The sequence below is a fragment of the Fodinisporobacter ferrooxydans genome, from assembly GCF_022818495.1.
Lineage (GTDB): Bacteria > Bacillota > Bacilli > Tumebacillales > MYW30-H2 > Fodinisporobacter > Fodinisporobacter ferrooxydans.
Window position 1 is genome coordinate 2,964,199 of the sequence record NZ_CP089291.1, and the last position, 19,340, is coordinate 2,983,538.

Genomic DNA, 19,340 nt, shown 5'->3' on the forward strand with positions numbered 1-19,340 from the left:
TACAATGGCGGAACGTATTCCGACGATGTGTTTAAACTGCAGCACAGTATGCGGAATGATTGCAAAAGTGGAAAACGGGCGCATTTTAAAGTTGGAAGGCAATCCTCACGATCCGAACTCGCGGGGGAAACTTTGTGCAAAAGGGCAAGCGGCGATCAATATGGTGGAAGATCCGGATCGGCTGCTCTATCCGCTGCGGCGTGTAGGCCAAAGAGGCAGCGGGCAGTGGGAGCGAATCTCGTGGGATGCAGCGATTGCTGAAATTTCCGCGCGGCTTCGGCGTTTGCGGGCAGAAGGCCGGCAAACGGAGCTCATGCTGCAATATGGACGGGATCGGACCAACGGCTTTCTCGATCGCTTTGCCGACGCTTTTGGCACGCCCAATAAGTTGGGACATCGCGGACTTTGTTCCCTGAATAAACGCATGGCAATTCGAGCGAGTATCGGCGATACCGATTGGGACACAGCCGATTTTGCAGAATCTCGCTATATTCTCAATTTCGGCAGCAATTTTTATGAAGCACACCAAGGTCATGTAGGCATGCTCCAGCGCTTTGCCGAGGCGAAGCGTCATGGCGCCCGTATGGTCACATTTGATGTGCGCCTGTCCAATACTGCCGCCCAGTCGGATGAATGGATCCCCATTTTCCCGGGGACAGACGGCCTTGTGGCGCTGGCGATCGGCCATGTGATCCTGCGCGACGATTTACAGAATACGGCATTCATTCATGACTGGACAAATGCACCGCTGGAGGAATGGCGTGCACATTATCTGCGTTACACACCGGAATGGGCGGAACGGGAAAGCGGAGTTCCAGCGAATACCATTGAACGGATCGCACACGAATTTGCCGCTGCTGCTCCCTGTGCTGCGACAGTGTCCAATCGCGGAACACATGCACATCGCAATGGCTTTTACAATGAATGGGCCGTTGTCTGTCTGAATGCGTTGGTCGGCAGCATTGGAGAGCGGGGAGGATGGGGATATATTCCGGGGGATGTCAACAAATCTGCGCCACAGCCAAGCCCCTTGCCACCGAAACCAAAAAGCAAAACGGAACTTTCCCATCCATCAGAGTTTCCGCTGGTAAACGAGTTATATCCACGCGCCGTTTCCAGTACGATTTATCCGTATCTGGCTTTTGGCCGCGCCAACATTGACACGATGATTTCCTATTACGTAAATGCGCCGATGAGTTGGCCGGAAGGACCTACATTTGTCCGCGACGTGCTCCTGGACGAGGAGATTGTCCCGTTTCACGTTGCCATTGACGCGTTTCCCAGTGAAACTGTCGAAGTGGCGGATATTGTGTTGCCAGATGCTACGTTTCTCGAAAAGTGGGATTTGGATGCCCGCAATTCCTACGATTTTCGCCCGTATGTCGGACTGCGCCAGCCTGTTGTCAATCCTCCCGGCGAATGCAAGGATATCCGGGATATTCTGATCGCGATCGGAAAAGCTGTTGACGAGGAAATGGCTCGGTTTTTTCCATATGAGAACGCGGAGGAATTCATCCGTGAGTGGGCGAAAGCTGTGCCGGGCGGACTGGATGAATTGAAAAAAACGGGTGTATGGGTCGATGAAAATCAGCCGCGGCACTTTCGTCCATATCTGCAGGAGACAGGGCATCGAATTGGCGACCCGGGAATTGAAGTATTGAAAAACGGTCTCGTGCAGTTGCGGGAAAACGGTACGGCGTCGGCAAAAGTGGTTGGAAAGCTCTGGCGCGGGAAGATTGTCCGCGGATTTGCAACCCCGGACAAGAGGTTTCAATTCAAAATGCCGAGACTGCAACAAGAAAACCTGGAAAATGATTCAGAACAAAATAAGGAAGCGTACATGTACCCATCGTATGTACCGATTCGCGCACATTCCTCTCTCGGGGAAAATGAGTATATACTGACCACTTTCAAATGGAATGTGCACACACAGTCCCGCACAGCCAATCAAATTTGGCTGACGGAGATCGTCGGCGACAATCCGTGCTGGATTCATCCGCTAACGGCTGTAAAGTTTCGGATTCGACACGGCGAGACGTTTTGCCTGAAAACCTTGAAAACCGGGTCGATCAACAGCCCGACAGCAACCGCAAGTCTACACGTCACCGCACATGTAACGGAATGCATTCATCCGCGCGCGCTGGCTATTTCGGCGAGTTTCGGACACTGGAAATACGGCCGCACCGCCCGTGGAAGAGGTTTCAACCCGAACATTTTGATCGAAGCGAATATGGACCCGATCGGCGGCGGGCAAGCGTGGAACGATACGGTTGTCAGAATTGAGTCTTTGCAGCTTGAAGAAACGCTTGTATGACAGCATGATGGGACGCGTCGCGCATGCAAGCCAAATAGAAGTGCCGTTGATATGGAAATTCATGAATGACAGATAAGCGCCCTTCCTGAACGGCACTGTCCACATCGAGATTGGAGACGATCGCAAGCCCCATGCCAGCCTCCACAAGCCGGATCATCAACCCGGTGTCACTGACCTCAGCCGCACATTTGACCTTGTCCAGCATCACACCCATGCTGGACAGCGCTTGCTCCGAGGCGATGCGCGTGCCGGATCCCGTTTCCCGGAGGATAAACGGGTCATCTGTCCAGTTGCGGTCTGGCGATTTGTGACGATTGGCGATCACGACCAATCGATCGGATGCCAACTGAAGACTGTAAACGTCCGGATGTTCCGGTTTTGCACCAACACAGGCGATCTCGACAGAGCCGCGATACAACTGTTCCAGTACCTGTTTGGAATCGGCCACGTAGACGGATAGCTCCACAAGCGGATACGTTGTGTGGAAATTCGTTATGACATTTGGCAGCAGATGTTTTGCCGGAATGGTGCTGGCACCGATGCGCAAAAGGCCTGAGAGGGTGTCGCCCATGTTGCGGCATGAGTCCGACAGTGCATTCCATTCCGCCAGGATGGTCTTGCCGCTTGCGTATACTTTACGGCCGGCTTCTGTCAGCTTGATCCCATTTTCCTCCCGGCGCAGCAGCGTTACGCCGAGGTCGGCCTGCAGGCGCTGTATTTGCTTGCTTACGCCAGGCTGACTCATGTTCAACGCATCTGCTGCAGCAGTGAAACTTCCGAGATCGCAAACTTTGAGAAACGTTTCCAGATACTTAATGTCCAAAGAATATCCCCCGCCCATTCATCCATATAGAATCATCATACCGCATATTGGTGCAATTCAGATAGCCAAATCATGATTCATTGAACGGCAAGTATTGGGGGTCTAAAGTTAGAAATGAATGCCGATAAAATTTCATTGGTGAAGCGGGCAGATTCTGCACCATGCCAGGCAAAAAATGCTGGAAGAAAGCGGGGGATGTAAGTGAATAAATATGTAAATCAATATATGATGGGCAAGCCACTTACGTATCAATCGATTCAATTTGCATGAAGGAATGGATCAGTTCCTCAGCATACTTTAATGCGTCCTCTTTTGTCGCCCGAACCGTTACCGGATTTACCATATGGCCGATCCGATGTTCAATTTCCGCAAGTGAGCAGGCGCGAAAAATCCCTAGTTTTAGAGAACTACACTGGGTCCATTGAACAATGTACCATTCTTCAGCAATTGGTTTTCGTTTGGCACTCATTCTATTCATGAACGATTCCCCCGATTTAAAGTAAGAAAAAAGCACTATGGCTTAGGCATAGTGCTTTACTTTCCTAACCATTTCGGCGGCTGGCTGACATATCGAAATTCGATTTAGTCCCTGTAGCTTTGCGTCACCGGGTTTCCCCTGGCTTTGCCTTTATCGATGATTTTATATTCTGTCGAAATTTAGCATAAATTAGCATAATATGTAGAATAAAGTTACTATTAGTATAATGTATAAATATTTACAAAACAATATTGTTTTAGAGGATGTTCAAAAAGTGGCCAAAACTCCACGGCGGATTGCTTTGCCGAATCCCAAAAAGGCTTACTCATGTACCAAACACGTACACTCCGTCGCCTTTTCGTGCTTCGGCTTTGCACTCCTTGTGTCTTACTTAACCACTTTTTGAACACGCACTTTTAGAGGAAACACAGCAAGAAGAATTCCTTTGCATTCAAATGCAGGGTTGGATGCATGCTCGTCCGATTCGCTACGGCTTCTTGCTGAAGGGTGCATTCACATATAAAATCACAGGCAAATGGCTGGCGGCAGGAAGGAATATGCGATGGCACGAATCGGATTGGCGCTTGGTGGCGGAGGTATTGTTGGCAGTGCCCATATAGGTGTTTTATCTGCATTGGAAGAGGCTGGCATACAAATTGATTGTATAGCCGGATGCAGCGCCGGTGCCATTGTAGCAGCTTTATATGCATATGGATATTCGCCAAAAGAGATGATGCAAATTGTCCCCAAAATCTCGAAGCGCTATTTGGACTATGATAGTTCGACATTTCTAAAAAAGCTGATCAATCGCAATACGCAAGTGCTTGGTCTTGTAAAAGGCAAGAAATTAAGAAATCTCATTGCAGAACTGACGAACGGAGCGAAGATTGCCGATGTAAAAATGCCGATCGCTTTATTGGGCGTTGATTTGAAACAAGCCCGGCAAGTGATTTTTACCGCACAATCGCTTGCGAATTGTCGCGAGGAAGACACGATTTCCGATATTGCACTGGCAGATGCGGTTCAGGCCAGTTTTTCAATACCGGTTTTGTTTAAGCCCGTCATTTATAAAGAAAGAGTGCTGGTGGACGGCGGACTTATGAACAACTGTCCGATTGCCACGGCAAAATCCATGGGGGCGGATAAAGTCATTGCGGTCGATCTCATATTCGCAGAACCTACATCAAAGCCGTTTTCTTCACTCTTGTCCATTTTGATGAGGACGATCAGCATCAACCTATTTGTACAAGAAAAACAACTTATGCGAGACGCAGATCTCGTTTTGCGGCCAGAACTTCATTCCATTGGTTTATTAGATTTTACCAAAATGCAAACATGCATGGAAGCAGGATACGAATGCGCCCGGCAACAGATGAAAGAAATTAAAGAAATCATCGCAAATTAAACAAAAGGCGGATCCCATGCTTTTTTTCTCCAACCGAAGGAATGATGCAAGACATTTAAATTTTTATCGAGGCGCACATCCACACCAAACGGGAGCTTTCGATTGTACCAAAATCGAACATCGCTCCAGCACACTTCATACCCGTCCTGATGCTCTTTACAGGTGACATGGATCATTTGCGCAAATCCTAAAAATGCCCGGACACCGTCAATTCGTAAAGTAGCCTGTATGACAGGATTGGTGTCTTCAATCGGATAATTCGTCTCGTGAGTGATCGTTCTGAAATAGATAGTACCTGTTTTGAAATGGGAATCCGATTCAAATACATATTGCCAACGAAACCAGTGAAATGTCGGCAGTACATGACAAATACCAGGCTCCTCGAAATATTCTTGAAGATTTCGCGCCAATCGATTGTGCTGAAGCGTTCGAATACCGATATACCCGATCGTTCCGAGATACACACATAGAAATACAAGATTTGGCGTTAAATGATAGAAAATCCATCCGATCAATCCGGCAGTATGCAGGAAAAAGAGAAAAGGTTCGAAAATCGCAAGAATATCATAATGTATCCATTTTTTTGTAAAAGGATAATAGCACTGAACTCCGTACGTATTCAACATATCAAGAAACACATGAAAGACAACGGAAAGGAACGTCCAACCATACAGTACATACCAAAATTCCGTCAAGTGATAGATCATGGATGCCAGCCATGTTACAAGAAGCGGGCAAATCAAAAGTGCGGGAATGGAATGTGTAATGCCGCGATGGTGACGAATATAGGAAGAGTACCCTTTTAACCGGACCAACGAATCCACATCTGGCAAATTGGAACCAATAACAGTACTGAACAAGACTGCTTGTGCAAGTATAGGATTATGAGAAACTTGTGGGTCTACATACGCCAGACCGGCGATTGTACATCCAAATAAGACATGACTTGCTGTATCCATTTGAATTCCTCCTGCTGTCATGGACTCGATTGAATCGGACTGCTAGTGAAAATATTCGTATTGTGAAGCGGCAATTCGTTCTGCCGCTGGAAAAACAGTTGAAACATTGGGGTGTTCAGAATACACATCAAAGAAATTGGAAATGCTGGGCTCCCAACGTTCATGAACGTTAAACCAATAAAACCATTGTCCCGGTTTATGGAGAATCATTTGTTCCATGATTTGATTTAATTTGTTTGTAGCCTCCGCCAAACGTTCCTATTTCCAATGTACAGAGAAAGTATGAATGCAATTGTAAGGGGAATATGAAGATTTTGATAAAAATTTTGATGAAATGAAAAAGCGCCACCATCGTTTTAGCGATCAGCAGCACTTTTTCTGGCAGTGAGAAACAGCATGTCCAATTCCTATATAATAAAGAGGGTCGAGTGGTTATATAGGTATTCTATATGTTCCATATTACAACTCTATTACACGGCAATGGGAATTCTGTAAAAGATAGAAGTGCCATTATGCCCGAAGATCTACGCGTTTTCCTTTGCCGTCAACATCGGGGCTGCCCGGGCGGTCCACATCCCCATCATGATCCTTGGATGCGGTTGTCTGTGATGGATTTGCTTGTTGTTGCACGGATTGGCTGCTCAGTTGCGAATACAACTGTTGCAACTGGTGTGTGCCTGTGCTTGAAATTTGCATAATGACTCCTCCTTTTCATTTTATTTCCTTACATTGTATACTTGGAAAATTAGAATTTCTTTTGAAAGAGTAAAATAAAAACGGCACCAAGAAAAAATTCTCAGTGCCGTTATGCAGTCTACTTTTTACGAATCCGTAGCAGTACGACGGTGTTTTACATGACATTTTACGGGATCTATCCCGTAATCTTTAGAATATAATAAGTAAAGCTATCACATTCGGGTCGGAGGTTTGGACATAACTAAAAGAACAGTGGATAAAGCGATTTTTTCGGCAGAGCGGGTTAAGTGGTCTCGAAGAGCTTTGGACAGATTCGTAAGCGAGCCAAAGAACGGCCACAGTTCATTATGGACAATGGGGCGTGGATACAGGGTTTAGGTTTATGAGGAATCGAGCGGATGTATCAGTGTTTGCGGAAGTTGGAGTACAAAATGCGGGCGGATGGAAGGATCTAACAATGAGCAGCTCAACAAGAAAGAAGCAGCCAAAGAGAAAGCAATTATCACCAGAACAGCTTTCTGTTCTTCAAAACATTATATTTCTTATTGGGGAATTCATTTTCGTAACTGGTTCATCGATCGCTCTCGTAGCTGCTTTAAAGGTTCTTAAGAATAAAAAAGCATCGGAGCAAAGTAACGAGAATCCAGTATCAAAAACATCCCCGTAACCAAATTTTTTTCCGGTGACTCTATCCACTTTTCAACGAGGGATTCATCATACTCTTTTTTGTTAAATGGGCATCAACTTTTGGGGAGGAAAATCGCATGAACGGAGTCTTGAGTAATTATTCACCATGGGGTATAGCATTTTTGATTATCTTTGTTCTGTTCTTCCTTACCGTCTTGTTTGTGGCATTGGTGGCGTTGGCAGGTGCATGCCCAAATTACTGATGAAGAAATCGTAGTAAATTAAAAACAAAGCGAAAAGCTCTTTAGTAGAATAAAGATTAGCAATTGATCTGCAATTCTAATTAAATAAAAAACGCGTCTTGCTGGATTATCCAACAAACCGCGTTGTATCAACGTTTTATGGCGGAGAGGGTGGGATTCGAACCCACGGTGCCCGTGAAGACACGGCGGTTTTCAAGACCGCTAAATCGTTCAAATTGCCGTCAGCCCACGCCACGACTGCGTTTATGCCACTTTTACTGTTGAACCGCTGTAGCGGTCTGTGTCAAAGCGTTTGAAATTGAGCCTGACCGTTTGAATAAATCTAATTTTATAATATTCTATCTACAGTTATCAACCCATTATTGTTGTATAGCCGACTGCCCAACGAGACAGCCGACTAAAACAAAGTTTAGAAAACGTCTGCTTCATTCGTTATTAGTCAAGTTCCGAAATACCTACGAAATACCTAGCAATGTGCGAATGTGTTCATCAGTTGGTACGTTCAGAACACCCTTATAAAACTCCTCATCAAGTACAACATGATTTGGAACTTCGAAAAGCAATTGTTCTGCTGGTTAGTAATTACACGTTTTTGTATCGTCTTCCCGTTCCATGCAGATATATCCATCATTATCCGACGTATACCCAACTAACAAGAAATGGTATGCCAAGAGCATAGGATACAATGCAACGTATTAAAAAAGGCGGCTCATTACGAGTCACCCAAATTTTAAATCTGATGCCACTTATATGACGCCACTACGTTTTTCTTCTTCGTACAAACGTTCGATTACAAACTGTTTCAGCAGCGTTTGATACCCTTTGTGCCTTATTTCAGCCAATTTTTGCAAGCGTTCAATCGTGTCTAAGTCCATTCTTATCGTAACCGTCTTGGCTTCCGTTCTTTTCGGTGGCAAATCTTCGTCATTTTCATCTTCATCAACCACCGCTTGCAGTAAAAATTCTTCCGTCATTTTATGTGTTGCCCAAAATTCAGCTTCCTCTTCGTCTGTCATATTTTTTGGAACTTGGCTCACATCGGTCAACAGCTTTTTATCTTCCGCCATTACTTGTTCCTCCTTCTGTACCTTTTCTTTTCATCATCTTCTGCATCCCGTGCAGTAATAACATAGAACCCTTCTTCACGCCTCGTATAAATCACAACCAGACAACGATCGTCCTCGGTTTTACCAATTAAGCCCTCGTTTTCCTTCCCCAACTCCATGTGTATTGACTTTAACTCGGTCGGGATCGGTCATGGCTTCCTCTGCTTCGTATGATTCAACATCATGTCTGGCGATGTGTTCTTGATTCCATGAATCCCATATAAACAAGGGTTTGTCCTCCGACATAGTATTTACATTTGTATTTATAATCGTAAACATGTTATGTCGAAAAGGCAATAGTTATACGTAGAGATTCCAAAAAAACAATATATCTAAAGATTTCGCCTTAAAATGTACCACAACCACATTGGAACCACACAGTTTCGAATTTCGCCGCAGAAAATTTTTTGCATTTTTCAATTTTTGAATCATTGTCTTCTTGAACATAGGGGGGCATCACTATGCGATCAATGACGCCCAGTCGGGGGTTTCGAGGTATGACGTGAATATGTGTATCCAACTAGGCGTATAGCGAAATAAACATGAGGTTGCTCTTGCAAAGTGGCGGCTACGGGACACGGGCAGTGGCACAACCAATTAAATCGTATAGAACGTAGAAGATGTTCTGGTCGAATCCCTCTAATGTCCATGAATGTCCTTACGCTATATATTCTTTTAAAAGATATAAAGATCAAGATAATATATAGGAACGAGACAATTTTGACCTAATGGACACCGATGACCATTTGATCTGGAACGTTCGGGTTTAGACGTGCCTTGCTGTTATTCATGGGTGACATCAGTTCGATTGCCGACTAATTCAACCTTTTTCTCATATTTCATCAGTTCTATCCCTTTGTTTGCTCCATCTGTTCGTAACAATTCGGGATAGACCTTAAATGTGATTATGTCATAATGGTTCAAATTGACAACCTTGTTGTTTTTTTCGTATGAAGGTTGTATTTTAAGGCTTACTATAAAGACCTTGCGATAGTTTTCAAACGGCTTTGGGCTTACCATTTCAAAGTGACTGTCAACAATCCTTATCCACCATCGATTGGTTTTATAACCAAATCCCGATTCATTTCCAGCATTGTATTCTCTCCGTATAGTCTTGATTATATCGAATCGTATAAGGTCAAACATGAAGTCTTGGTATAAATTGTCTTGTTTAATCGATGAGTTTTGCTCAGCTCCATAAACTGGTGTTGTAACAGTCGCAATTGTCATCAATGTAAGTGCTATTACAACAGGAATTATAAATCTGCCCTTCATGATTGACCTCCAATATTATAATCATTGGAAGTTATTGTAACCAATAAAATTTAACGTATCCGCCTAACGTTCGCCCTCGTATTGACGATTCCCCCCAATAGTGACCAGACAAAAATGTCGTGACGACAATATTGTCCTAACCGTGTTCGACAATCACGATGCGTATGACGTATACAAAGACGTCCTTCCTGTTATTGGACAGTGGCATCCCCTGTATTGGATGTTAAAATTGCGTCATTAGGATATTGAGAGGACGGACGAAATGAGTTCTGATATGAAAGGCTTATTGATTGGGTTAGGAATGATGCTTTTCGGCGGTCTCTTCCTTTGTGTGAGTTACCTAACGTATAGAGACCTTCGTGCTAAAAATAAAAACCGATCGTTTGCTCATAATTTTATATGGTTTGTTATTGAGTCATTGAGCATAGGAGTCTTTTCAATGATTGGTTGCTTTTTGTTGGGACTACTACTTTTTGTCTTATCAATACTCAGTATGTTAGGTGTAGTTAAAAGCTATTAAAACAAATCGTTATTCAAGTAAGTTCCGAAAACCATTGAAAGGGACTAATTAAAATGCGTGCTGATATTAAAGGTCTTCTTGGTGGATTGGTAATAATGCTTGTCAGTGTTTTTCTTTTTTTCTTGGACTATCGTTTTTATAAACATTCCGGTGGTGAAAAACCTTTCAAAAGATGGCTTATTCGTGAAATGTTTAAAAATCCATTCGGTTCTTTTCAACTATGGGTGTTTCAAAAAAATGTTATGTTTTTACTTGGTTTACTATTATTTGTTTTCAGTGTTCTCGTTATGTTAGGTATAGGCAAAGGCAATATCACAGTCCAATAAAATGCTAATTTCAAAAACCATCGTAAAAAACCATCGTATATGAGACTGTTTTAAGAACATTCTATATGATGCAGTTTGTCACCGCTAAACAAAGATCAAAACTCGTTAATAGGGTATTAACATCTGCTTACGGTATACTGCTAGAAATAACAGGTGTTACAAAAGCAACGCAGAATCGGTAGTTGAATGAGCGTAAGCAATCTGATGGTAAGTGGTGGTAACTCAAAATGAAAGATGAACAATTGCGTGGAGTACTTATAAAAGCAAATAATTGGGACGGCGTTTTCAAAACACTAGTATCAACTATTTCATTCGTATCTTACAATTGGTGGGTTAAGGATATCGATGCATACTTAGGTACTGATCTCCGTATTAACAGTTCCCTTAATGGGCACGTTCTGGGAACTGATTTAACGAAGGAAATCGTGGATCTTGAAGTCATAATCTTTGGAAAATTCGTGACTTTCCCAAGAGATTATAAAGGAAACGTAGATATTGAATCGTATGAAGAATTTCAATCCTCAGACGCTCAAATTATTCTCTTAGTTGTTGATGGATATTATTTTGAATTTTACTTCAAGGATACCGATTTAACAAACACTGTTGCAGAAATCGCTCGTAGAAAAGGTTTTAAAAGGGTCGAATTGATTGCTGGTGAAAATGACGGACGTACATGTATGGATGTTTGGTAACAAGATATTAAGTAAGTCATCCGTTCGTGGGATACTTTTTAGTTTTTCTCACCAAGTGGTTCCCAAAATGCATATCCTCCACCAGGACACGCAACTAGAAGAAATCCATTTGATCCACTTAGTTGCCAACTTTCGTATTGCGAACTATCACTATATACATCCAAATATAACACGTTATCGAACTCAACAATCAAGTCCGAGCTAAGTTCCATATGAAAAACGTTGGTGATTGATTTACCAATCAAATTACGTTTCATTTCTTCAAATGCATCCTTTTCATATGTTGAACGACCAGTTTTACGTTGTTGGCAACCAACAATGATTTTTTCTTTATCTCTAAGTCTCCAAAAACTTTGAATGTATAGACTGCCGTTTTCAAACGAAATATTCGGCAACTCTGATTCCGTGTCGATTTCCTCTACTTTCTGGTTAATAAAAATCTGGAAATCAATATCACTTAACTTGAGTCTTGCAAAAATTTTGCTGTAGAAATTTGGCGAAGCCTGTCAAATCTTTAGAACCTTTGTCGCATTGAAAAAATAATAAAGGACACCTGTCATCTTTTGCGGAAATTATAAGTTACCACACAAATAATCCCAAAAGAGGAGATGTCCACTTTCATGGTAACTTTGTATTCTGCTATCGTCAAGTTTATTTTGGCAATGCAATTGCAATTTACAGCGCCACAACGGAACCATCTCCTTCACATCATGCAAGGAATTATTTTGTGTGAAGGGCGTAAAACCATTACACAAATTCGAAGCTCTACGAATTCCTATCGTCATCTCAGTTGCATGACGAAATTCTTGAAACACTCACCTTGGTGTGTAAACCGAATGCAAAAACGCCGTATGCAGTTTTTGTTGGAAAAGATCAGGCGTAAGCATTCTAAAAAGGGAGATACCCGATCCATCGTATTCTTGATCATCGATGATACGAGCTGTAAAAAAGATGTTTCTACCAAACATATTGAAGCACTTGATTTTCATTTTTCCCATGATGAAGGGAAAGGTGTGTGGTCCCATTGTTTAGTTACCGCCCATCTTGTTAGCGAAGGGTATTCCTTCGCATGGGATTTCCGACCCTACTTTCGTGAGGGATACTGTAATGTCAACCAAATTCCATTCAAGAGCAAAAATGATTTGGCTCTGGAACTCATTCAAAGCTATGAAGCATCTGATGATGAGTTGGTTTATGTTCTAATGGATAGTTGGTATACCAGCAAGAAAATCATAGATGCATGTAATGCAAAAGGGTTTCACATTATTGCTGCCGTTAAAACCAATCGCAAAATCCGCCCTGCGGGCATTCGAATTCAGATTGCTGAATTTGCAACGAATTATATTCACCAGTCCGATCTCCACTCTGTTACCGTGGGGAATCAGAACATGTACTGGGTATATGAATATGAAGGCCCGCTGGCAGACGTTGAAAATGTTAAAGTCTTGCTCTCCTGGGAAAAGGAATTCGATTCAAGCAAAACACCGTTTTGTATCCTTTGCACAGATCAAACGTTGGATCTCGAAACCATCCTTCGGTATTATCAAGTGCGCTGGAATATTGAAACCGGATATCGATATTTTAAGGAGATGCTAGGCTTTGACCAATATCAATTGCAATCGTTTTATGCCATTCAGCGTTATTGGGCAATTCAATTCTTGGTCTACAATTTTCTTGAATTACAACGAAACGAATGGTCCACTGAGCAGGATCCAATGACGTTAGGGGACGTAGTACGTCGAATTCGAAAGGAATATTTCGGACAAATCGTTACCTACGTCTATCAACAAGCCCTAGCTCAACGACCTCTTTTCGAAGTGTTAGACGAATTGAAACTAAGTGCCTAATTGCTGTTTTTACGAACACACTATACGTGTGCCCATTTTTCGGCCTAATCGGCCCAAAATGCAAGACTCAAGTCACTTAACTTAATGTCCAAGATCGAGCCACCTCATAGTGTGATGTTGTATTTAATTTTATCACGATAAAGGTGTAACTGTTTATCACCATTTGGGTGGGTCATTCTCCAAAAAATGGTGGGTGGCATTGAGGTGACTAGTAACCGCTGGTAAACAAATGGTACAAACCCTGAAGTTACCAGAACCGCAAAAAAATTTTTATGAGTGATTTTCCATTTCAAATAAACGTTTCTGCACATCATAGGGTGGCATCCCTGTGCAGTATGAATTGCGGCTATGGGATTACTGCTGACGTTGATGGTATAGAGATTCGGAAAATTGACGTGAATGTGTGCGTTGATCTAGGCGTATACCAATACGAACATGCCCCTCCTCTTACTGACCCGTGGCTACCCCTACTCCTGTAATACATTTTAAAATTGATTACAGCGGCAACATCTTCATTTACAATACGATCAGCAACGAAAAAATGCGAACCCTGCCCGTTGAGTTCGCCGCTGTGAGATATGTATTGCTGTCCTCTCTTATATTTTATCAACCTTCTGTTCAAGAGTGATTGGTAGACTACTTTGCTTTTTAGGTAACTTCTTCACCTGTGTTATTATTCGTAGAATTAAAATTCTATGTTGTATCAATACCAAAAACATGCTATATTATTCGCAGAACACACTGAATACACGATTTTTATTGTTCGTAGAACACATCTAAGAGGGGCGATTCATCATGTCACATCTAGAAAAATTTCTTAACTGGTTACATACTGAAGGCAAAGACGAGAAAACAATCCAAGCGTACAAAACGACTGTTTCCCAATTTCTAGAATGGTATTCAGGTACAATGGGGCATCAACATCTAACTGAAGTAAAGCCGATTGACGTGAAGGAATACATAAATCACATGAAGCACGTTCTGAATCGTAAACAGGCGACCATCAATAAGTCCACGGCATCACTGAAGACGTTCTTTGCGTTTTTGGCTGACAACGGAACCATTACGGATAACCCGATGACCAGAATCAAACTGCAACGGATTCCAACCGTGCAAACCGACAGTTCAACAAAATGGCTGACCAGAACGGAACAAGAACGTTTCATCAGCTATGTTGAATTAGAGAAAAACGAGTTTAAACGGCTGCGAAACCTTACCATCATTGACCTGATGTTATACGCAGGATTACGTGTGGCAGAAGTTGAGGAACTGAAGCTGGATGACATCAAAGTGAATGGAAATGTGGAAATTACGATTCGGGAAGGAAAAAAAGACAAGTACGCCATCGTGACGTTGCACAACAAGCACTCGAAGAACGTTCGCAACTGGTTAAAATATCGAGAAACACTGACTAATCCCATTCACACAGATTCACCATTCGTATTCGTCTCAGAACGTAGTGAAAAACTGGGTTCCCGTGGTATTCAGGTAATGCTAGATAAATATGCAAAATTAGCAAACATGGAAAACATCACGCCACACCGATTCCGTCATTCTTTCTGCAAGAACTTGGCGAACGCAGGAACACCGATTGAAGTCATTAGACGATTGGCACGTCATGAGTCGATACAAACAACAGCTATTTACGTTGACCCATCGTATAAAGAACAATTGGACGCACTGGAACGAATTTGACAGCCTAAAAAAGGGCTGTTTCTTTATATGCGTAAATATCTATAAATTTAACGAACATTCGCAAATTTAAAATCAATCTTTACGAACAACATAAGGAACGGAATAATGCGGCTTCAGGACAGGTGTAAAATCTGATTGTAATAGTATACTTTTACGAATGGATAGTCATTATTTGAATGGGTGACGATCAGTCGTTGTTTGGCTCTGTTGAAGTACCGGGCAGTAATGCAAAATAAAGTTACCAATGAATTATGGTAATATTAGTTTATATATTAGATAGGAGACTTTAAATATGAATTTTCGGCATGTACTTGAATCCGACTACATTCCAGTGATAATCGTAATCGATGATTGGTGGGGTGGTCGGCATATGGCTGACATGTTGCCAAAATCATTTTTTCAACATTTTCAAGAAACAAGCTTTATAGCTGAACAAGACAATGTAATAATTGGCTTCTTAATCGGATTTGTGTCGCAAACATATCCGACTGAATCGTATATTCACTTTATTGGTGTTCATCCAGATCATAGGAAAGATGGAATTGCAAAATATCTATACCAGATGTTCTTCGATAAAGTTCAAGAGAAGGGATGTAAAATAGTTCGTTGCGTCACATCACCAGTGAACAAAACTTCAATCGCTTTTCACACACGAATTGGATTCCAAATTGTTAAAGGAACAAGCGAGGTTGATGGTGTACCAGTTACCGTTGATTATGATGGAAAAGGACAAGATCGAGTTTTATTTGTGAAAGAATTGTTGCGATAGTTGCATTTTGCTATTGTTCTAACGGGAGTCAATATTTAAGGAACTACTGATAAAGCTGTTCTTTTCTTTTGTTATTGAAGTATTTGGAAGTTATATTCAATAAGAACTTAATAAGGAATGTTCCGATTATTTATTGAATTTGATACTTACCAATAAAATCAGGAGTTACTCGATGAGAAATTTCGTTCAGAGAATTTCAGCAATTGAAATTCCTACTTAACAAGTGTTGTAAGTCGTGTAGGTCAAAGTGGGAATATGTGCTAAATTAGGTACTGAACAAATGTTTGTTTTTCGGGTTGACTATCGTGAAATTTAACGAGCTTACGAACCGTTTTTCAAGCGAATCAGCAAGTGAAGAGCACTTGATCACAAGGAGGTATGGGACATGAAGATCCATCGAATAGATCATGTGAGTGTAAACGTAAATGACCTTTCAGCAGCTAAAGCGTTTTTTCTCGATTTGGGACTTGAAGTACAAGGGGAATGGGAAATGGAAGGAGAGTGGTTGGGTCAGCTAGTTGGGCTTACTGACGTTAAAACAGCATGTGTAGGATTGCGAACGCCAGATGGTCAGGCATGGATAGAGCTAGTCAAATTTTATACGCCGTCAGATGAACAAGATATTCAGAAACCCTTTGCAAATACGCTGGGTATCCGACATATTGCATTTGCTGTTGAAGATATTGAAGCCATTGTTGCCAAATTGAAAAAGAAAGGCACGGAAATCTTTAGTGAGATACAGCAATATGAAGAAAGTTATAAGTTATGCTACGTTCGTGGACCAGAGGGAATTATTTTGGAGTTGGCGGAGCAAATCAAATAAGAAGACGATATGCTGACTCATATTGAGAAACACTTTCGCTTGTCTTAATCACACTGTTATCCTCAGACTGGACGGTTGTCTTTCTTATGGGCAGTCGTTCTTTCTCCTTGTTGAACAAACGGGATAAATAGTTCATATAACCGTTTTTATCATGGGTGGTTTTTCTTTTAGTCATAAACAACAAATGATAACAATTTTTAATACTTTAACACGCTAAAGCAAATTCTATCTGGGGGGTCGAGGTTTTCCATCAGCGACGTTTTCGGACGCTACAACAGACGTTCCAATACCAATCAGACGTACATAACTGGCTGTAATCGGAAATCCATGACTAGTCAGTATACCAATCGGACAAATATGTTGCTTACATTCGGACATCGGTGTCCGTTAGGACAGTTTTGTCTGGTCTCTATAGATTCGGATTTACCGACCTTGGGACATGGAATAAAACTGTTGAACGGGAAATATACGAAATGAACCACAAATGGGCGTAATGCTCGTTTTTTTCTGAGTATGTACCGTCCATACCGTTCCTGACCGCTTTGGCGGCAAGAACGACAGGGTGTCTCAATAACGACCAGACACGGATGACGGGTTCCAAATAAGTGATACACGTTCTTGTTTCATACAATACATACTCTAGCGTTTTTACTAAGGAATGTATCTTATGATGTAAAAAACATGACATCGGAAATTTTTGTCTGGTTACGTCAGGACAACTTTGTCATGGGGACAGTTTTGTCTGGTCAGTGTACCTATCTAACATCAGGGAATGTGTTTGCGAATTAGACGTAGAAAACGTTGTTGGCGACTGAAAACATACAAGAATAAAAGACTTACCCTTCGGGGACTTCGGTATAGAATACCTCAGTCTATTTTAACAGATTATGTCTATAACTAGCATTACTGAGGACTAGTCCGAGGTGATGCATGGAGGCGAAGCCGACATATTTATATCACTACTTTCCCTCTAAGGAAAAACGCTGAAAACCCGCATCATTACTGACATTTTTCACGATTTTACTACGTTTCAGGTGGTAGGAAACATACAAGAGGACACAAAGTTCCTCCCGTATTTTTGACGTTTATATTTCACTGTTCAGCCATTTTACTAGCAACGTCCTCATACGTTTGCTGGGAACGTACAATTGGTCGGGCTTACCATCTCGTACGGCAGAACGGAATACCCATTGAAGCAAATCAGACAACGCCAACAAGTCTTCATCGACTTGGACATTATGTTGGCTGAAGAAACGCTTCTCAAACGGGTTCATGTAACGGTTTAGACAGAAGGCAAGAACGGTCTTGTGACGGTACTTGTTCGTCGCACGTAGATTAAACGCTGTGAAACATGCCTGACCAATTGGTTCAGTGTTGTCCTTTGGTTCTTCCTTGATGAACCCTTTGCCTTGTATTTTCTTCTTGAAGTCCTTGAAAATTGTCCAGAGGAAAATGTCGGCACTGGCGTTGGTTACGTTCCTGTAATAGTTGTACAGGTGGTTCGTCAATCGTTTGACTTTACCGCTGTTGTGTGGATTCTCAAACCAACGTTTTGACAATGACCTGTCTGTATCGCCAATATCGTTCAGCTTACCTTCATAAATGTGAATCAGTTTCTTCAAGTAAAAACGGTTTTCAGGAACGTCTAACTTCGGCTTCAATACAAATCTACCGCCTTCTTTGACTACGGCGTAATAATTGTACTGAATACCGTGCAGGTCATAATAATAACGCTGAAGTTGACCATCGAACAGATAGGTCATTATATACACTTGGTCGAACAATTGAAATAATGTATCTGGTTGCAAAGGTGTGACGCTAATGGTGAGCTCACCATTAGCGTCATACTCATGCCTTTCTTTTATTGCAACAAGGAGTGCACCCAAAGATTGTTAGCGAGCGTCTTGGTCACTCAACTATAAATATTACGTTGGACACATATTCACATGTTCTTCCCGGACTGCAAGAACAGGTCGCCAAAGATTTCGGAGATGCTTTATTTGGTTCAAAACGTCAGAATCAAATTACCGCTTTATCTGAGTAAAGATTTGCAAAAGATTTGCAGTTTAATGCCTGACTAAAAAGATCGCGGTTCATCGGATATCCGACAAACCGCGTTGTATCAACGTTTTATGGCGGAGAGGGTGGGATTCGAACCCACGGTGCCCGTGAAGACACGGCGGTTTTCAAGACCGCTGCCTTAAACCACTCGACCACCTCTCCATGGTTATGAAACGTCTCCTATACTTTGAAAGACATACACCAGTATGTAAAACTATCTGTCCAATACACGTTACGAGCGTGCCTTCCAGTACAACAGATATTATATTGCCTGGCTATGACAAAGTCAATATACGGACGCGCTTGCTGATGAGTTCCCACGATAATGATTTTTCATTTTATTTTGAGATAGGCAACGTTCTCGATGACTAACAACATTCTCATGTATCTTGCAACAATAGCAACGGGCGTTTTTATTTTCCTCAAAAATTCCAAATTTGTCTAATCTGAATATTGCCATGTGAATGAACCAGGCTTGCCATGTTTTTGAGCCACTTCGGACAGAGTTTTGAGCCACCTTTGCCATGATGAGAGCCATTGCGAAAATTAACTCAAAAGGCTTTACATGGAGAGTGGGCATGATAGGCTCTATGCCAGGCGATGTGCTTGTTTTTAGGATATCGCCCTTATCGCTACAAATCATGCCCGTAGAGGCTCCATG

General features: G+C 42.1%; 20 protein-coding genes, 1 tRNA gene, 1 pseudogene and 1 riboswitch. Of the genes and pseudogenes, 11 read left to right on the forward strand and 11 right to left on the reverse strand.

Going from position 1 to position 19,340, the window contains the following annotated elements; all coding sequences use genetic code 11:
• The first annotated feature begins 4 nt into the window (after positions 1 to 4).
• Entirely contained in the window at positions 5 to 2,314 is a 2,310-nt protein-coding gene (locus tag LSG31_RS14090) for a molybdopterin-containing oxidoreductase family protein (RefSeq protein WP_347435727.1), read from the forward strand.
• Here LSG31_RS14090 and LSG31_RS14095 read toward each other — a convergent pair.
• Positions 2,274 to 3,137 (reverse strand): selenium metabolism-associated LysR family transcriptional regulator, encoded by an 864-nt coding sequence (locus LSG31_RS14095; protein ID WP_347435728.1) that lies wholly within the window; start codon positions 3,135 to 3,137, stop codon positions 2,274 to 2,276. The genes LSG31_RS14090 and LSG31_RS14095 overlap by 41 nt on opposite strands.
• Positions 3,138 to 3,378: 241 nt before the next feature.
• Positions 3,379 to 3,615: a hypothetical protein gene (locus LSG31_RS14100; protein WP_347435729.1), complete on the reverse strand. Its 237-nt coding sequence runs from the start codon at positions 3,613 to 3,615 to the stop codon at positions 3,379 to 3,381.
• A 72-nt stretch (positions 3,616 to 3,687) separates the two neighbouring features.
• A riboswitch (cyclic di-GMP riboswitch) is annotated at positions 3,688 to 3,774 on the reverse strand.
• Between the two features lie 403 nt (positions 3,775 to 4,177).
• On the opposite strand from LSG31_RS14100, the gene LSG31_RS14105 reads away from it, so the two are divergent.
• On the forward strand, positions 4,178 to 5,020 hold the full coding sequence (locus LSG31_RS14105) for a patatin-like phospholipase family protein (RefSeq protein WP_347435730.1): 843 nt from the start codon (positions 4,178 to 4,180) through the stop codon (positions 5,018 to 5,020).
• Here the strand turns inward: LSG31_RS14105 and LSG31_RS14110 are convergent.
• The 3 genes from LSG31_RS14110 to LSG31_RS14120 form a co-directional block, all read right to left on the reverse strand.
• On the reverse strand, positions 5,017 to 5,979 hold the full coding sequence (locus LSG31_RS14110) for a metal-dependent hydrolase (protein ID WP_347435731.1): 963 nt from the start codon (positions 5,977 to 5,979) through the stop codon (positions 5,017 to 5,019). The genes LSG31_RS14105 and LSG31_RS14110 overlap by 4 nt on opposite strands.
• Positions 5,980 to 6,021: 42 nt before the next feature.
• Positions 6,022 to 6,231, reverse strand: a complete 210-nt coding sequence (locus tag LSG31_RS14115; protein WP_347435732.1) for a hypothetical protein — start codon at positions 6,229 to 6,231, stop codon at positions 6,022 to 6,024.
• Positions 6,232 to 6,489: 258 nt separating this feature from the next.
• On the reverse strand, positions 6,490 to 6,675 hold the full coding sequence (locus LSG31_RS14120) for a hypothetical protein (protein ID WP_347435733.1): 186 nt from the start codon (positions 6,673 to 6,675) through the stop codon (positions 6,490 to 6,492).
• 382 nt (positions 6,676 to 7,057) lie between these two features.
• On the opposite strand from LSG31_RS14120, the gene LSG31_RS14125 reads away from it, so the two are divergent.
• Positions 7,058 to 7,342 (forward strand): hypothetical protein, encoded by a 285-nt coding sequence (locus LSG31_RS14125; protein ID WP_347435734.1) that lies wholly within the window; start codon positions 7,058 to 7,060, stop codon positions 7,340 to 7,342.
• A 97-nt stretch (positions 7,343 to 7,439) separates the two neighbouring features.
• Complete coding sequence (locus LSG31_RS14130) at positions 7,440 to 7,565, forward strand: hypothetical protein (protein WP_347435735.1); 126 nt, start codon at positions 7,440 to 7,442, stop codon at positions 7,563 to 7,565.
• A gap of 746 nt (positions 7,566 to 8,311) precedes the next feature.
• Here the strand turns inward: LSG31_RS14130 and LSG31_RS14135 are convergent.
• The 3 genes from LSG31_RS14135 to LSG31_RS14145 all read right to left on the reverse strand — a co-directional run bounded on the left by LSG31_RS14135 (position 8,312) and on the right by LSG31_RS14145 (position 9,946).
• Positions 8,312 to 8,632 carry a CopG family antitoxin gene (locus LSG31_RS14135; protein WP_347435736.1) on the reverse strand — a complete coding sequence of 107 codons (321 nt, stop codon included), beginning with the start codon at positions 8,630 to 8,632 and terminating at the stop codon, positions 8,312 to 8,314.
• Positions 8,633 to 8,752: 120 nt separating this feature from the next.
• Positions 8,753 to 8,899, reverse strand: coding sequence for a hypothetical protein (locus LSG31_RS14140; protein WP_347435737.1), 147 nt, complete (start codon positions 8,897 to 8,899; stop codon positions 8,753 to 8,755).
• A gap of 555 nt (positions 8,900 to 9,454) precedes the next feature.
• Positions 9,455 to 9,946: a hypothetical protein gene (locus LSG31_RS14145; protein WP_347435738.1), complete on the reverse strand. Its 492-nt coding sequence runs from the start codon at positions 9,944 to 9,946 to the stop codon at positions 9,455 to 9,457.
• 573 nt (positions 9,947 to 10,519) lie between these two features.
• On the opposite strand from LSG31_RS14145, the gene LSG31_RS14150 reads away from it, so the two are divergent.
• Complete coding sequence (locus tag LSG31_RS14150) at positions 10,520 to 10,792, forward strand: hypothetical protein (protein ID WP_347435739.1); 273 nt, start codon at positions 10,520 to 10,522, stop codon at positions 10,790 to 10,792.
• Positions 10,793 to 11,019: 227 nt separating this feature from the next.
• A complete protein-coding gene (locus tag LSG31_RS14155; protein WP_347435740.1) occupies positions 11,020 to 11,484 on the forward strand; it encodes a DUF2691 family protein in 465 nt (154 codons plus the stop codon).
• Between the two features lie 38 nt (positions 11,485 to 11,522).
• On the opposite strand, the gene LSG31_RS14160 is transcribed toward LSG31_RS14155, so the two are convergent.
• Positions 11,523 to 11,879 carry a DUF6188 family protein gene (locus tag LSG31_RS14160; RefSeq protein ID WP_347435741.1) on the reverse strand — a complete coding sequence of 119 codons (357 nt, stop codon included), beginning with the start codon at positions 11,877 to 11,879 and terminating at the stop codon, positions 11,523 to 11,525.
• 225 nt (positions 11,880 to 12,104) lie between these two features.
• Between LSG31_RS14160 and LSG31_RS14165 the strand changes: the two genes are divergently transcribed.
• The 4 genes from LSG31_RS14165 (at position 12,105) to LSG31_RS14180 (ending at position 16,618) form a co-directional block, all read left to right on the forward strand.
• The gene (locus LSG31_RS14165; protein ID WP_347435742.1) at positions 12,105 to 13,331 is read left to right on the forward strand and encodes an IS701 family transposase; all 1,227 of its coding nucleotides are present in this window, start codon (positions 12,105 to 12,107) and stop codon (positions 13,329 to 13,331) included.
• A 795-nt stretch (positions 13,332 to 14,126) separates the two neighbouring features.
• A complete protein-coding gene (locus LSG31_RS14170; protein WP_347435743.1) occupies positions 14,127 to 15,026 on the forward strand; it encodes a tyrosine-type recombinase/integrase in 900 nt (299 codons plus the stop codon).
• A 292-nt stretch (positions 15,027 to 15,318) separates the two neighbouring features.
• Positions 15,319 to 15,795: a GNAT family N-acetyltransferase gene (locus tag LSG31_RS14175; RefSeq protein WP_347435744.1), complete on the forward strand. Its 477-nt coding sequence runs from the start codon at positions 15,319 to 15,321 to the stop codon at positions 15,793 to 15,795.
• A 385-nt stretch (positions 15,796 to 16,180) separates the two neighbouring features.
• Positions 16,181 to 16,618, forward strand: a complete 438-nt coding sequence (locus tag LSG31_RS14180) for a VOC family protein (RefSeq protein ID WP_347435745.1) — start codon at positions 16,181 to 16,183, stop codon at positions 16,616 to 16,618.
• Positions 16,619 to 17,703: 1,085 nt separating this feature from the next.
• Here the strand turns inward: LSG31_RS14180 and LSG31_RS14185 are convergent.
• Positions 17,704 to 18,381 carry a hypothetical protein gene (locus LSG31_RS14185; RefSeq protein WP_347435746.1) on the reverse strand — a complete coding sequence of 226 codons (678 nt, stop codon included), beginning with the start codon at positions 18,379 to 18,381 and terminating at the stop codon, positions 17,704 to 17,706.
• Positions 18,382 to 18,458: 77 nt separating this feature from the next.
• On the opposite strand from LSG31_RS14185, the pseudogene LSG31_RS14190 reads away from it, so the two are divergent.
• Positions 18,459 to 18,662, forward strand: a pseudogene (locus LSG31_RS14190) (hypothetical protein); the annotation flags it as partial.
• Between the two features lie 89 nt (positions 18,663 to 18,751).
• On the opposite strand, the gene LSG31_RS14195 reads toward LSG31_RS14190, so the two are convergent.
• Positions 18,752 to 18,841: transfer RNA gene (locus LSG31_RS14195), tRNA-Ser, on the reverse strand.
• Between the last annotated feature and the right edge of the window lie 499 nt (positions 18,842 to 19,340).

Coding starts and splice junctions, on each gene's coding strand:
- LSG31_RS14090 (WP_347435727.1), top strand. CDS start 5: ATGGCGGAACGTATTCCGACGATGTGTTTAAACTGCAGCACAGTATGC.
- LSG31_RS14100 (WP_347435729.1), bottom strand. CDS start 3,615: ATGAATAGAATGAGTGCCAAACGAAAACCAATTGCTGAAGAATGGTAC.
- LSG31_RS14105 (WP_347435730.1), top strand. CDS start 4,178: ATGGCACGAATCGGATTGGCGCTTGGTGGCGGAGGTATTGTTGGCAGT.
- LSG31_RS14110 (WP_347435731.1), bottom strand. CDS start 5,979: ATGGATACAGCAAGTCATGTCTTATTTGGATGTACAATCGCCGGTCTG.
- LSG31_RS14120 (WP_347435733.1), bottom strand. CDS start 6,675: ATGCAAATTTCAAGCACAGGCACACACCAGTTGCAACAGTTGTATTCG.
- LSG31_RS14125 (WP_347435734.1), top strand. CDS start 7,058: ATGAGGAATCGAGCGGATGTATCAGTGTTTGCGGAAGTTGGAGTACAA.
- LSG31_RS14130 (WP_347435735.1), top strand. CDS start 7,440: ATGAACGGAGTCTTGAGTAATTATTCACCATGGGGTATAGCATTTTTG.
- LSG31_RS14135 (WP_347435736.1), bottom strand. CDS start 8,632: ATGGCGGAAGATAAAAAGCTGTTGACCGATGTGAGCCAAGTTCCAAAA.
- LSG31_RS14145 (WP_347435738.1), bottom strand. CDS start 9,946: ATGAAGGGCAGATTTATAATTCCTGTTGTAATAGCACTTACATTGATG.
- LSG31_RS14150 (WP_347435739.1), top strand. CDS start 10,520: ATGCGTGCTGATATTAAAGGTCTTCTTGGTGGATTGGTAATAATGCTT.
- LSG31_RS14155 (WP_347435740.1), top strand. CDS start 11,020: ATGAAAGATGAACAATTGCGTGGAGTACTTATAAAAGCAAATAATTGG.
- LSG31_RS14165 (WP_347435742.1), top strand. CDS start 12,105: ATGGTAACTTTGTATTCTGCTATCGTCAAGTTTATTTTGGCAATGCAA.
- LSG31_RS14170 (WP_347435743.1), top strand. CDS start 14,127: ATGTCACATCTAGAAAAATTTCTTAACTGGTTACATACTGAAGGCAAA.
- LSG31_RS14175 (WP_347435744.1), top strand. CDS start 15,319: ATGAATTTTCGGCATGTACTTGAATCCGACTACATTCCAGTGATAATC.
- LSG31_RS14180 (WP_347435745.1), top strand. CDS start 16,181: ATGAAGATCCATCGAATAGATCATGTGAGTGTAAACGTAAATGACCTT.
- LSG31_RS14185 (WP_347435746.1), bottom strand. CDS start 18,381: ATGACCTATCTGTTCGATGGTCAACTTCAGCGTTATTATTATGACCTG.